We start from the raw sequence: 14,228 nt of genomic DNA, 5'->3' as shown, positions 1-14,228 counted from the left end.
GGGGGGATGGGGAGATGGGGAGGTGGGGAGGTGGGGAGATGGGGAGGTGGGGAGATGGGGAGATGGGGAGATGGGGAGATGGGGAGATGGGGAGATGGGGAGATGGAGAAATTAGGTGTAAACAAACACAGGTGAATAGCACAATTCAATAATAGTGTCGGGCCAAATTGGCGGTTTTGCCAAATCTTTACATAACTAATTTTATTTAGTGCATAAATATTTGAACAAAACCAAGAAGCTTGAGTGGTGGATTGTCTAGGAAGGTTATCCCTTGATTAGCGGAATTTTCGGCAACACCAATTACCTACCAACAATGAAAATTCCATAAATTCTAATTATATTGACTGACTTAATACCTCAAACGGCGTAGTAGATATTTTAAAGTAATTAATTATTTCCCATCAACATATAAAGATTTCCCCTAGACTGCCTCAGAATTACGTAAAATTTTGATTAATTTATCACAATCCTAGTCCCAATCACTAGGATTAACTGAGATGATGGCAAATCGAAAGGATATATACATCTACCAACTTAACTATGTCAAATCAACTATTCAATATCTCAAACCTTAACGGCAGAATTGGGTTCTCTATTAATGGTGTTACATTAGGTGACCGCTCCGGCTACTCAGTGAGCAGCGCCGGAGATATCAACGGTGATGGCAATCTTGACCTGATTATCGGAGCCCCAGGAGCTGATCCCAATGGCCTTTTTTCAGGTACAAGCTATGTGGTGTTCGGTGGTCCAGATGTAGGTGCTAGCGGTAGCATCGCACTCAAAAACGAAGACGGTACTGATAAGCTAGACGGTACTAACGGTTTCGTTATTAAGGGTCTTAATTCAAATGAATTCTTAGGCTTCTCGGTTAGCAGTGGTGGAGATATCAATGGTGATGGTACGAATGACCTACTGGTAAGTGCTCCTGGTGCTGGTCCCGACAACAAGAATGGCGTGAGCTATGTAATATTTGGCGATTCCACTGTCGGCTCTACTGGTAGCGTAGATCTCTCAGCTCTAAACGGTACCAATGGCTTCGCTATCAATGGCGTCGATGATGCATTATTTTCTGGTCATTCCATCAGCAATTTAGGGGACGTTAACGGCGATGGTAAAGATGACCTCTTAATTGGTGCTCCTGATGCCTTTTTGCCTAATGCCTCGTTGCCTATTTCTTCTAAGCCTGTTTATCCTGGCAAGGCTTATGTGGTATTTGGGGATACAGTAGGTACTAGCGGTAGCCTAGACCTCTCCACTCTGGACGGCACTAATGGCTTCCTCCTCACCAGTGGTGTTGCCGGAAACTTGGCAGGTTTCTCAGTCAGTAGTGCTGGGGATATCAATGGTGATGGCATCAAAGACTTCGCTATCGGTGCTCCTGGTAGTAATGATGCTCGGACTGACAACAGTTCTGCTGGTAAGACTTATGTAGTCTTCGGTGGTTCAGGTCTGGGTGCCACTGGAACTCTAGACCTCTCATCGATACCCTCCTCCGAGCCCAAAACTGGCTTCGTCATTAATGGTATTGATGAAGGTTCCAGCTCTGATCTCGGTGACAGGGCAGGCTGGTCCGTGAGTGATGCTGGGGATGTCAATGGTGATGGTGTTAGTGACTTAATCATTGGGGCTCCCTTTGTTGACGCTGGTGACCAGACTGATGTTGGCCAGGCTTACGTAATCTTTGGCGGCACAGATGTTGCTGGTACAGGGAACTTAGACCTTGCAAGCCTCAACGGTACCAATGGCTTTGCTATCACAGGGATTGAAGCAGAGGGTCTCCTGGGCTCGTCAGTTAGTTATGCTGGGGATCTCAACTATGATGGGTTTGCTGATGTTGCGATTGGAGCTGAAGGTGCAGGTAAAGTTTATGTGCTGTTCGGCAGTGAAGAGTTGGGAGCTACTGGCAGTGTAGACCTTTCTACCCTAGACGGGGAAAATGGCTTAGTTATCGAAGGTAGCGACTCCCTAGGCTTCTCAGTAAGTGGAGCAAAAGACGTTAATAGTGATAGCATTGATGACCTAATTATCGGCGCACCTGGTCTTGAACTTAGTGGAGACAATGGCAACACCCCAGGGAATAGCTATGTCCTATTCGGTAATCATGCTCCAGTGATAGACCTCAATGGTGTATCGGTCACAGATACCACGACTGATACCACGACTGATACCACGACTGATACCACGACTGATACCACGACTGATACCACGACTGATACCACGACTGATACCACGACTGATACCACGACTGATACCACGACTGATACCACGACTGATACCACGACCGAGCCAATTATTGCAGCTGCCCCAGCTATTGCAGCTGCCCCAGCTCCAGATACCGACGGCATTGATGCTACTATCACATTTACCGGTAATCAGCTGGCACTGTTCCCAGATAACAAATTGACTCTGAGTGATGCTAATAACACCACTCTGGTTGGCGCAACAGTAACAATTGCTAATCTTCTGAATCCCACACAGGAACTGCTGAGTGTTGACAACACTGATACCTCGATAGCGGTTAACTTCGATGCCAACAGTGGTATGCTTACCTTAAGTGGGGAAGATACCATCCAAAATTACCAGCAAGTCCTCAACACCCTAGAGTATGAAAACACATCTGGTGTGACTGATGCCTCTGGTCGCATTATCCAGTTTGTGGTTGATGATGGTTTAGCTTTCAACAACGTCAGTGAGGTAGCTACTCTGATTACCATCCAAGATAATGACTCGACGGTGATTGGTACTTTCCAGGATGATACCTTGCTTGGGGGTAATGGCAACGATACCCTAGAAGGGAGCTCAGGCAATGACTCCCTCGACGGTGGAGCTGGTAATGATAGCCTGGTTGGAGGAGATAACTCAGACACCCTACTCGGTGGTGACGGTGATGACGTCCTTGATGGTGGGACTAATGGCGACTTCCTCGATGGTGGAGCTGGTAATGATAACTTGTCTGGGGGAGAAAACTCAGACACCTTGATCGGTGGTGAGGGTAATGACTCGCTGTTTGGTGGTAACAGTGATGATATCTTAGAAGGCGGATTAGGGAATGATATCTTATCTGGCGAAGGCGGTATTGACACCTATGTCTTGAACCCTGGTGAGGGAACAGATACTGTGTTTGGTTTTGAAGATGGAATCGATATGTTCAAGTTAGGTGGAGATCTGACCTTTGCTCAGCTGGCAATTGCTGGTAGCGGTGGGGCGACTACTATTACTGCCAATGGCGAAGTCTTAGCACAGGTGTTCGGGGTATCCGCGAGTCAGCTCACAGCGGAAGATTTTATTGTTGAGGAGGATATAGTCGTTTAATTCAAGAGCCGCACACCCACTTCCAGAGTGGGTGTGTTGGTCCTTGCTGACAAATCCTCTGTACTTGTTGCTCCAGGCGTTTCTGTTCTAAGGGTGGTAATCCAAATAAAATATTGCGACTTTGCCAAACTAAGACGGCTAAGGTTGTGCCAATACAGATAGCCAGACCTATTGCAGGCACATGGTTGTAGATAATACTATACCGGAGTGCTGCCCAGGTAAAATGCGATCGCATCAGGGAAATTTCATAGTGCCAACCCCACAGGCTTAATGGAGCAACAGTTATCCAGAGGATGCCTACGAAAACCCACCTACCATAAACAGTTATTTGATGTAATCGTTTTACCCTGGCCTTAAAGATGGGGTCAAGGGTAATTTTTCTTCTTTGGCTACCTGGCTGCTCCATAATCAGAAAACTATTGAAAATTAGAACTAAACTTCATCAGAAAATTCTGCTTCAATCACTGAATTCCCCTCCTTTTCGGGATTAACCGGAACCTCTACTACAGACTGAGCTTTACCAGTGCGCTCTCTCCACCAAGCTAAGAGGGTACTGGCAATAAAAATACTGGAGTAAGACCCTGCTATAAAACCAATAATCAGTGCTAAGGCAAAGAATTTTAGGGTTTCTCCCCCGAACAGCAAGATTCCTAACAGGGGTAGCAAGGTAGTTAAGGTGGTATTGATGGAACGGGTTAAGGTTTGATTAACAGCATCCTCTACAATTTGATTGATATGTTGACCTGGCTTGAGTTTAATTACTTCTCGCACCCGATCGTAAATCACCACAGTATCATTAACCGAAAAACCAATAATTGTCAATAGGGCAACCACAAACAAGGTATCGACTTCTACCCCTAGCACCAAACCTAGGATAGAGAAAAGACCAATGGCGATTAAGACATCGTGGAACAGGGCAACGAAAGCGAATAGGCCATAGTCAAATTCGAATCGGAAGGTGAGGTAGACAAAGATGCCCACAAAGGCCATAAACAAAGCGATTAAGCCAGAAACAAACAGTTGTCTGCCCAAGGTCGGACCAACGGTGTCAATCTGAGTAGATTTGGGATTGAAAACACCAAGACGCTCGGTTAGGGCAGTTTGCAACTGGGTGCGTTGTTCAACATCTAATGTTTTAGTCCGAATTGTTAGGGCTTGTTTTTCTTCCCCTAGAATTTGGATACTGCTATTGCCAAGACCTTGTACTGTCATCACCTCCCGTACCATAGCCACATCAATGGGTTGGTCGCAGTTTCCAGGTTGAGTACAGTCTCTCTCTAGCTGTACGCGGGTACCACCAACGAAATCCAGACCTAACCGTAAAGGGGCTCCTAGTTGGAGAAAAGAAATCACCATGGCAATGATACCGACGGTAATCAGGGCGGTTGAGATGCTCCACCAAAGCGATCGCGTTTTAATTACATTAAGTTTCATATTGACTTTTTTATTAGTAAATCCTGATATAGCAAAGGGAGTAGGGAGTAGGGAGTAGGGAGTAGGGAGTAGGGAACAAAATTATCACAATTAATTTAATTTAGGATTGCTATAACCTAGGAATTATGAATGATGAATTATGAAATGGGTTTGTTGATGGAAACTGATCATGGTCAACTAAACACTTTATCCACAACTCTATTCACCACTTTATCTACAACTAGGATGAAGGATGAAATAGGTTTTTTAGTTAAACCGGATCATGGTCAAATAAACGCTTTATCCAAACCCTTGAATTACACTTCCTACTTCCTAGTTTCTACTTCCTAGTTCCTACTTCCTAGTTGCTAATTTCTAAACTATTAGGTTGGTAAATTAGGGCAGAAGAGTTCTGGTTTCTGACGTACCCCTGGAAGTCCTAAAACTGTCACGAGCATCAGCGTGCGACTACAGGTAAGGGCGGTAAACATACTGATTCCTACCCCAATGCCTAGGGTGACGGCAAAGCCTTTGACTAGACCTGAGCCTAGCCAAAACAGTACTGCACAAGCGATTAATGTGGTCACAGTTGCATCTACAATACTAGAAAATGCTCGGTAAAACCCGGACTCCACTGAGCGATACAAGGTCTTACCAGCACGTAATTCTTCCCGTGTCCGCTCAAAAATCAGCACATTGGCATCAACTGCCATACCGATACTAAGGATAAAACCAGCAATTCCGGGTAGGGTTAAGGTAACATCTAGTAGGGCAAATGCTGCGATGGTAAGTAAAGCGTAGATACTCAGAGCAATATCAGCAATGATGCCAGGGAGTCGGTAATAGACCACCATAAAGATTAATACTAAAATCAGACCCACTACAGCAGCATAGATACTACGTTGAATACTATCTCGTCCTAAGGTTGCCCCTACGGTGCGATTCTCCACGATTTCCACTGGCAAAGGCAAGGAACCTCCCCGCAGCTGGGCAGCAAATTCATAGGCACTTTCGGCATCAAAGTTACCCGTAATCACTGCTGCACCACCACTGATGCCATTTTCAGCATATTGCGCTGCCACACTCGGAGCACTAATTAGTAAATTGTCGAGGAAAATACCAATGCTGCGTCCTGTACCGGCAATGTTCTTGGTCAGCTCAGCAAACTTTTGAGCTCCCTCACTATCAAATCGGATAGCTACTTCCCAAGCACTACCACTTTGAAGAGGTTGGGGACGAGCATCTTTGAGGTTTTTGCCAGTCAGACCAGTACTTTCAAATAGTTCAAGGATGGCTTGGTTACTACGATTGATAGCAGCTTGATTTTCTGCGATCGCATCTCCATCACCACTGTTGCGTAATACCTCTTGGTTGAATTGTTGTTCTTGTAGCACTTGCTGTTCAACCCGCAGCTGTGCTTCTGTACCAATCTTTTGATTCAAAAAATCCAGCTGTGCTGTTCCCCCTAGTACCCGTTCCGCTTGTTGCGGGTCATTGACACCAGGTAGCTGTACCAAAAGCTGGTCTTTGCCAACGGTTTGCACTACCGACTCAGAAACCCCTAGGGCATTGACTCGGCCTTCTATAACCGTTTTAACTGCGGCTAATTGCTCAGCCGTGATTTCCGTAATCTCTTCGGTAGTGTTAATCTGAATTGTAAGTTGAGCCCCTCCCTGCAAGTCCAGTCCTAACCGGATCGGAATTTGCACCAGTACTATGATTGCTGTAATTACAAGTACTAGGATTAAGGCTAATAGTGAACGCTGTTTTTGCATGACTACGACCCGCCGCAACAAATGCTATGATAATCTGTTTTGGCGAGTGTAGTAACTGAGAAAGTCTGAAGTCTGAAGTCTAAAGTCTAAAGTCTAAAGTCTAAAGTCTGAACTCTGAACTCTCAAGGCTGGAGGTTTAAGTATTCCATCGATTGGTTACTTAGTATAGTTAGTCACCAATTGGAATCTTTTTAACCTCCAGCATCTACCAATCAGCAACGCCCCCTGCATGGCTAATGCCTAAGCTTTATTTGCCAAGCTTTAAGTTAAATCCGCAAAGCCATCATCTTTTTCACACCCTCGACAATCTGATCGGGTTGGACAATGGTGAGATTTTCCAGAGTCCCGTTGTAGGGAGTGGGAATATCTTGAGATGAAAGCCGAAGCACTGGTGCATCGAGTTCATCAAACCAGCGCTCATTAATCGATGCTGTTAATTCTGCCCCAATGCCACCGGTTTTCATGCACTCTTCTACAATAATGACTCGGTGGGTTTTGGCCAGTGAAGCACCAATGGTTTCAAAGTCTAGAGGCTTTAGGGAAATCAGGTCAATCACCTCAGGATCATACCCCTCTTTTTCCAGCTGCTTAGCCGCTTGCATGGCGTGGTAACGCATCCGGGAGTAGGTGAGAATGGTAACATCTTTACCGGAGCGTACAACTTCAGCTTTATCAAGGGGTACCAAGTACTCCTGTTCTGGCAGATTTTCTTTGAGATTGTAAAGCAGGACGTGTTCAAAGAACAGTACTGGGTTATCATCTCGAATGGCAGATTTCAGCAACCCTTTCCCATTGTAGGGGGTGGAGCAAGCAACGATTTTGAGACCGGGAACTGCCTGAAAGTAGGCTTCTAGACGCTGGGAGTGCTCGGCCCCTAACTGACGTCCGACACCACCAGGGCCTCTAACCACCATTGGGATTTTAAAATTACCACCAGAGGTATAGCGCAGCATCCCAGCATTGTTGGAAATTTGGTTGAATGCCAGGAGTAAAAACCCCATATTCATGCCTTCGACAATTGGTCGTAAACCTGTCATTGCTGCACCCACAGCTAGACCAGTAAAGCTATTTTCGGCAATGGGGGTATCCAGAAGCCGCAAGTCACCGTATTTTTTACACAGATCTTTGGTAACTTTGTAGGAACCACCGTAGTGACCAACATCTTCACCGATTACAAATACTGTCTCATCCCGTGCCATTTCTTCGTCTATGGCTTCACGCAGAGCATTAAAGAATAGTGTTTCTGCCATTAATAATTCAATATAGGGGGCTACTGTGATCCTAGCATTGCCAGAGCCCTCGAATGATTATGCACAGGGAAGTTTCCCTCAGGTAAGTCGGGCAGATTGAGCTGTGGTAGCGCTAATCAATAGTATTGAATCTACTACTTAACCCGATGTTCGAGTTTGCTAACATAATCTTTATTATGATACGATGCTTACTTTAAAATTCTGCTCCATTGGAGAAGAAGTCAAGGGATAAAATAGATTCAGGGCTTCGGGGCATCCCTTACCATAACTGCAACCGTCAGGGGTCTAGGGTGACTACGCTTCGGAAAACCGAACCACTGGCTATATACAATTTTAATCAAAATATCATCTATATATATAGTAGTTGAAATTCATTGAACGAGTTGACAGCATTCATCTTGAGGAGAATAAAGGACGCATGGGCAAGGTAGTCGGCATTGACCTGGGTACAACAAACTCCGTGGTGGCTGTCATCGAAGGCGGTAAGCCGGTGGTAATTGCTAATGCGGAAGGTATGCGCACAACTCCGTCAATGGTTGGCTTTAGTAAGGATGGGGAAAGGGTTGTAGGACAATTGGCACGCCGCCAAGCTGTGCTTAATCCCCAAAATACTTTCTATGGGGTGAAGCGGTATATTGGACGTAAGTATGCTGAACTGAATCCAGAGTCGAAGCGGGTTGCTTATACTATTCGTCGGGATGAAAGTGGTAATGTGAGAATTAAGTGCCCCCGCTTGAAAAAAGACTTCGCCCCAGAGGAAATTTCTGCGATGATTCTGCGGAAGTTGGCGGATGAGGCCAGCCGCTACCTGGGAGAGGAGGTAACAGGGACAGTAATAACAGTCCCGGCTTACTTTAATGATTCTCAACGGCAAGCCACACGAGATGCTGGACGAATTGCTGGGTTAGAGGTTCTGCGGATTCTTAATGAACCAACAGCAGCGTCTTTGGCTTATGGCTTGGATCTCGAGGCAAGTCAAACAATCCTAGTATTTGATTTGGGTGGGGGTACCTTTGATGTCTCTATCCTAGAGGTGGGGGATGGGGTGTGTGAAGTCCTATCCACCAGTGGTGATACTCAACTGGGGGGCAATGATTTTGATCGAAAAATTGTTGACTGGTTGGCAGAGCAATTTTTGGAATCAGAAGGAATTGATCTGCGACGCGATCGCCAAGCCCTACAACGGCTGACTGAAGCTGCAGAAAAAGCCAAGATCGAGCTGTCTGGGGTGGGTGTAACTGATATTAATTTGCCCTTTATCACAGCTACAGAAGATGGTCCAAAACACCTAGAAACTAGGCTGAAGCGCTCCCAGTTTGAAGAGCTATGTGTGGATCTAGTTAGTCGTTTGCGCAGACCCCTAAAACGAGCTTTCAAAGATGCTGGCTTAACTCCTATGGAAATCGATGAAGTGATCTTGGTAGGAGGGGGGACCCGCACCCCTATGGTACAACAATTGGTGCGCAGCTTAATCGATCGGGCACCAAATCAAAACGTTAATCCTGATGAGGTAGTGGCAGTAGGAGCTGCAATTCAAGGAGGAATTCTCAACAGTGAAGTCAAAGATATCCTATTGCTGGATGTAACCCCGTTGTCCTTGGGTTTGGAAACTATTGGTGGGGTGATGAAAAAATTAATCCCTCGCAACACGACTATCCCAGTCCGGCGGTCTGATATTTTTTCCACCTCCCAAAATAATCAGACTTTGGTGGAAATCCATGTGCTGCAAGGGGAACGGGATATGGCAACAGATAATAAGTCCTTGGGTCGGTTTAAGTTGACTGGTATTCCCCCAGCACCACGGGGAGTGCCCCAAATTCAGGTGGCTTTTGATATTGATGCCAATGGGATTTTGCAGGTATTGGCACTGGATAAAACTACTGGTCGAGAACAAAGCATTACCATTCAAGGGGCTTCTACCCTGAGTGAGGCGGAAGTCAACAAAATGATTCGTGAGGCAGAAGAATACGCCCAGGTTGACCGGGAACGAAGGGAACGAGTAGAAAAGCGCAATCGGGCAGAAAGTTTGGCTAATGAAGCGGAACGGCAACTGAGGGAGGTAGCCCTAGATTTTGGTAGACAGTTTGCTAGTGGTTATCGGCGTCAGATTGAAGGCTTAATTCAGGAGATGCGTCAATCCGTTGCCCAAAATGATGACCGGGCTATTGATCGGGCTCAAGGTGATCTACAAGATGCCCTCTATGAGCTCAAGCGAGAGGTACGGCTGCAATATGAGGAAGAAGAGGATGATGACTTCTTTGGCTCAATTCGTCGCACCTTTACCGGAGATAGTGACACAGACAGATATTCTCAACGGGATTACCGCCGGGGGGGGGACTCCTATGACTCCTATGGGGCTAGTTCATCGAGATCCAGTCGCGATCGCTATCGCAGAAATCCCCTTGAAAATGATTGGGATGAGGATGATGATTGGTTCTAAATTAGTCAATAGTTAGTTGTCAGTAGTCAGTAGCCACAACTAATTAGCAATTAGTGTTTAGGTAAAAGCAAACTGGGCTCTTCGCTTCAAAAAATACTGACAATTGACCATTAATCAAGAATAGATCAAAAAAGCGATGCAGCCCCTTAATACGGGGGTTTCCCCGATGAGGGAATGCATTAAGACACTGACAATGGACTAATGACCAATGACTAAGACCAATGACTATGCAAAACTATCGAGATTACTATGAAATGTTGGGTGTACCCACAGAGGCATCCAGCGAGGAAATTAAAAAGGCTTATCGGCGGTTAGCTCGACAGTATCACCCTGACCTGAATCCTGGAGATAAGACAGCAGAAGACAAGTTCAAGGATATTGGTGAGGCATATGAAGTTCTCTCTGACCCGAATAGGCGATCGCAGTACGACCAATTTAGTCGATATTGGCAGAAGAATTTTGGTAGAAAAGCGGCTAAAGCGGCTAGTTTGATTAAAAATGTAGGCTGGAACGGCAATGGTCGTGGTTCATACCAAGCAGAGGATTATGGCAATTACCGGGACTTTAACACCTTCGTTGATCAACTACTCGGACGCCGCTCTACTAGAAAAGCAACATCAACCCCACCTCCAGGGACTCGGGTAAGTTCCGACAGTGCGTTTCGACCAGGGAAAACTAAAACAGCCTACACTGTTAGTTCTCGTCTGAGACCTCAACCGAAATCCCCGCCTCAGCCTCAACCTTATCCCAAACCTCAACCTCAAGATATTGACGCTCGATTAACCCTACCTTTGGAAAAAGCCTATAAAGGGGGTCGAGAGCGAATTCGCCTAGAAGATGGACGGGCTTTAGAAGTTGAGCTACCTCCTGGGATGGTAACCGGTGCCCTGATCCGGCTCCAAGGTCAAGGTATTGATGGTGGATGTTTAAATTTAAAAATCACTGTGTCACCTCATCCCTTCTTTAAATTAGAGGAATTTGATGTCATTTGTGTAGTACCAGTAACACCTGCTGAAGCAGTATTAGGTGACTTAATAGAAGTTCCAACCTTGGATGGTATAGTGCAAATTAATGTTCCTAGTGGCGTGAGGTCAGGACAAAAATTGCGCTTGGCAAATAAGGGTTATCCCAATCAAGAAGGGGTGCGAGGGGATCAGGTAGTAGAAATTCAGATTGTTGTGCCAACCGAAGCCACTCAGGAGGTCAGAGAACTCTACGAAAAACTACGGCAGATTGATAATTTTAATCCTCGCCAGGATTTACCGGTCTAGGAAAAAGGCTGACATCCAAGCATCCACAAGTATGGTTAGAGTCGATGCCTAGGTAGGGCTTGCTGAATAAGTCTGGGAAAAACAACCGATGAATTATTTAGCTACCCCGGCGAGAAGCCCCGCACCATAATCTTTGATTTGGTGTCGGGATGATAGCCGGGACAGGGTTTATGTAAATTAACAGTTATCATTCACCTGGTTTGTGTTAAGATATTTTGATGGCACTAATCATGAACTACACTTATCGAATTTATCCAGATACAGCTCAACAGGAATTAATGTTGAGTTGGCTAGAAACTTGCCGACGACTTTATAACCGTTGCCTGGGAGACTTAAAGGACTGGATGAATAGTCGGAAGTGTGCAGTTGATCGGTGCTCGCTTAATAGGGAATATATCATGTCGCCTGACATTCCATTCCCCGGATACAGGTCACAGAAGCGACAGTTAACGCAATGGAAAAAGACTGAATCTGACTTGAAAGAAGTTCACTCTCAAGTCACTCAAGATGTCATTAAGCGATTACATACTTCTTGGGAGTCGTTCAGACAAAGAGGAAAAGGTTTTCCACGATTTAAAAAGTACGGTCGCTATCAATCGTTTTTGTTTCCTCAGTTTGCGACTAATCCAATTAAGGGGGATCAAATCAAACTACCCAAGATTGGGCTTGTAGATCTGAGATTACATCGAGAAATCCCTGAAGGATTTCAAATCAAGACTGTACGAGTTGTATCAAGATGTCGAGGAACAAAATGGTTTGTTGTTATCACCATTCAAGCTGATGTTTCTGTTCCGGAAAACCAGGCTTTTGGACGAGCAATCGGAGTAGATGTCGGGTTGATTGATTTCCTAGCTACATCAGATAATTTAACGATTCCTAGACCGAGGTTTTTCATAGACCTACAACGCGAGCTGAAATTGCTGCAACGTAGAGCATCTCGAAAAAAGAAACGGTCTAAGAATTACGAAAAAGCACAAATCAAGGTAGCACGGTTACATCACCAAATTGGTAATACCCGTAAAGATTTTCACCTTAAAGTTGCACATCAACTCTGTGACCAGGCTGATTCAATTTTTGTAGAAGACATTGATTACAGAGTAATGGCAAAGGGCTTTCTGGGTAAGCATTCTCTTGATGCTGGCTTTGGTCAGTTCAGAGAATTATTGAAATGGGTATGTTGGAAACGAGGAAAGTTTTTCGCAGAAGTTGACCATAAAGGGACATCAAAGCAATGTCCTGAATGTGGAACCGAGTGGGATAATAACCTCTCAATCCGTTGGCATACCTGTGATGAATGCGGGTATTCCAACCATAGAGATGTCGCTTCAGCCGAAGTAATGCGTAATCGTGGAATCAATAAGTACCCAAGGACAATTGGGGAAAGGAAACTGTCTGCTGATAGCGTACTGTCGGGGGTTTTGTACCTAGATAAGTGCTACGCAGAAACTCTTAATCGTGAGGTTAAGAAGCCCGCGCCGTAATCAAAGATTCGGCGTCGGGAGTATGTCACTTATTTAAGCCTGAAGCAAAGATGAGTGTTTATTGTTGACAACTCCCATGATTATTTAATAATAATTGATGCCCGAAAAAGGCGTTATTATTTTGTTTGAAAATGTTCTGTAGGGTGCGTTAGGGATGGACTAGCCCTGATTTTCGCGGTAGCCAGTTTGGAACAGTCCGTCCGATTGTAACGGGCAAGATGCCCATTCCACCAACCGTGTTAAACAGCATGGATTGAGATGCACCCTGTGATCCCTTAATTGGGAGTAATTCTAGCGGTCTTAGTAAACGCGGATATTTAGGAAACTCATTAGAAACAATGGGATCACATAATAATATAGTAGTGTAAAATCTGATAGCGCTCAAATAATGATTAGCAATGCGATCGCTTAATAATGAATTGAGTATAGCGGGCTTAGTACAATTCGATAGGGCTAAAACTCTGATCAGTTATGCAATTGCAATTGGATAATTTTTATTAAAACTAGCGCTATAGTAAAACCCGATAAGTAGCAGGGTAAGCGCATCTTGTTGGGTAACCGGGGGTATTTCTCAATAAACCCGGTCTTATTGTGCTTATTGAGAATAGACTTTATATATATAGTTTTCATGCAATTCAATAAACACTATATGTAGAAATAAAAAAATTAGATGCGTTTACCCTGTTCTCTAGGCCAAGCAGCCCTAACAGAAGTACGAAACTAAATCAAACCCACCCTTGAATATATTGGTGACATTCTAGCTATGTTGTCACCCCCTTAGGCTTGAAATTATAAGCACCGATCCCATAATTAATTACCTACTCGCAATCTCTGCAACCCTTACATTGTAATGGTTTGAGTTTTTTGTAAATGTGTATAGCGGTTTTAAATTTGGTGAGGTACAGATTACCTGGTTTGATGGGACAGGTAAAAAATCCTGTGTACCTCATTAGGCTAAAAACCGCTATAATTAATTTTGTGTACCTGCTTAGCATAAAAATTCTAAATTAAGCAGATATGTAATTAAGGACTATAAATAGGTAGGTTGAATTATGGATGTATTCACGTGGCAGCGGTCTCTAAATGCTTATACAAACGGCTCTTCCGTACTTGTTATGCTAAATAAACAGTATGTAAGAGGGAACAGCGGATCTGGGAACAGCGGATCTGGGGTCAGAGGCCGTATAAAGGAAAATTTTGTTAGTTGAATAGCCTAAAAATCCTTATACAGTAAGCTTTATAAGTTTCTTAACTGGAAATTTAGCATACCAGGTACTGAAGAACCA

Annotated in this window: 8 protein-coding genes; 4 read left to right on the top strand and 4 right to left on the bottom strand. The window is 44.7% G+C overall.

Annotated features, from left to right (window positions below; genetic code table 11):
- The first annotated feature begins 540 nt into the window (after window positions 1–540).
- On the top strand, window positions 541–3,312 hold the full coding sequence (locus F6J94_RS05665; protein WP_293037885.1) for a hypothetical protein: 2,772 nt from the start codon (window positions 541–543) through the stop codon (window positions 3,310–3,312).
- Window position 3,313: 1 nt separating this feature from the next.
- On the opposite strand, the gene F6J94_RS05660 is transcribed toward F6J94_RS05665, so the two are convergent.
- From F6J94_RS05660 to F6J94_RS05645, 4 genes are all read right to left on the bottom strand, one after another.
- Complete coding sequence (locus F6J94_RS05660; RefSeq protein WP_293023509.1) at window positions 3,314–3,718, bottom strand: hypothetical protein; 405 nt, start codon at window positions 3,716–3,718, stop codon at window positions 3,314–3,316.
- Between the two features lie 26 nt (window positions 3,719–3,744).
- Entirely contained in the window at window positions 3,745–4,746 is a 1,002-nt protein-coding gene (gene secF / locus F6J94_RS05655; RefSeq protein WP_293037882.1) for a protein translocase subunit SecF, read from the bottom strand.
- Between the two features lie 362 nt (window positions 4,747–5,108).
- Entirely contained in the window at window positions 5,109–6,500 is a 1,392-nt protein-coding gene (secD, locus tag F6J94_RS05650) for a protein translocase subunit SecD (protein WP_293023503.1), read from the bottom strand.
- Between the two features lie 266 nt (window positions 6,501–6,766).
- Entirely contained in the window at window positions 6,767–7,750 is a 984-nt protein-coding gene (locus F6J94_RS05645) for an alpha-ketoacid dehydrogenase subunit beta (RefSeq protein ID WP_293023500.1), read from the bottom strand.
- Window positions 7,751–8,168: 418 nt separating this feature from the next.
- Here F6J94_RS05645 and dnaK point away from each other — a divergent pair, with 418 nt between their 5' ends.
- The 3 genes from dnaK to F6J94_RS05630 all read left to right on the top strand — a co-directional run bounded on the left by dnaK (window position 8,169) and on the right by F6J94_RS05630 (window position 12,942).
- Complete coding sequence (gene dnaK / locus F6J94_RS05640) at window positions 8,169–10,190, top strand: molecular chaperone DnaK (protein ID WP_293037892.1); 2,022 nt, start codon at window positions 8,169–8,171, stop codon at window positions 10,188–10,190.
- Between the two features lie 227 nt (window positions 10,191–10,417).
- A complete protein-coding gene (locus F6J94_RS05635; protein ID WP_293037879.1) occupies window positions 10,418–11,461 on the top strand; it encodes a J domain-containing protein in 1,044 nt (347 codons plus the stop codon).
- 230 nt (window positions 11,462–11,691) lie between these two features.
- On the top strand, window positions 11,692–12,942 hold the full coding sequence (locus F6J94_RS05630; protein ID WP_293037876.1) for a transposase: 1,251 nt from the start codon (window positions 11,692–11,694) through the stop codon (window positions 12,940–12,942).
- The last annotated feature ends 1,286 nt before the right edge of the window (window positions 12,943–14,228 follow it).

The sequence above is a fragment of the Moorena sp. SIO1F2 genome, from assembly GCF_010672755.1.
GTDB lineage: Bacteria > Cyanobacteriota > Cyanobacteriia > Cyanobacteriales > Coleofasciculaceae > Moorena.
The sequence above is the reverse complement of the archived record's forward strand: the minus strand, read 5'-3'. Positions and strand labels throughout refer to the sequence as shown.

Bases quoted from the DNA above. Each gene is read 5' to 3' on its own strand.
- F6J94_RS05630 (WP_293037876.1), top strand. From the start codon at position 11,692: ATGAACTACACTTATCGAATTTATCCAGATACAGCTCAACAGGAATTA.
- F6J94_RS05665 (WP_293037885.1), top strand. From the start codon at position 541: ATGTCAAATCAACTATTCAATATCTCAAACCTTAACGGCAGAATTGGG.
- dnaK (WP_293037892.1), top strand. From the start codon at position 8,169: ATGGGCAAGGTAGTCGGCATTGACCTGGGTACAACAAACTCCGTGGTG.
- secD (WP_293023503.1), bottom strand. From the start codon at position 6,500: ATGCAAAAACAGCGTTCACTATTAGCCTTAATCCTAGTACTTGTAATT.
- F6J94_RS05635 (WP_293037879.1), top strand. From the start codon at position 10,418: ATGCAAAACTATCGAGATTACTATGAAATGTTGGGTGTACCCACAGAG.
- F6J94_RS05645 (WP_293023500.1), bottom strand. From the start codon at position 7,750: ATGGCAGAAACACTATTCTTTAATGCTCTGCGTGAAGCCATAGACGAA.
- secF (WP_293037882.1), bottom strand. From the start codon at position 4,746: ATGAAACTTAATGTAATTAAAACGCGATCGCTTTGGTGGAGCATCTCA.
- F6J94_RS05660 (WP_293023509.1), bottom strand. From the start codon at position 3,718: ATGGAGCAGCCAGGTAGCCAAAGAAGAAAAATTACCCTTGACCCCATC.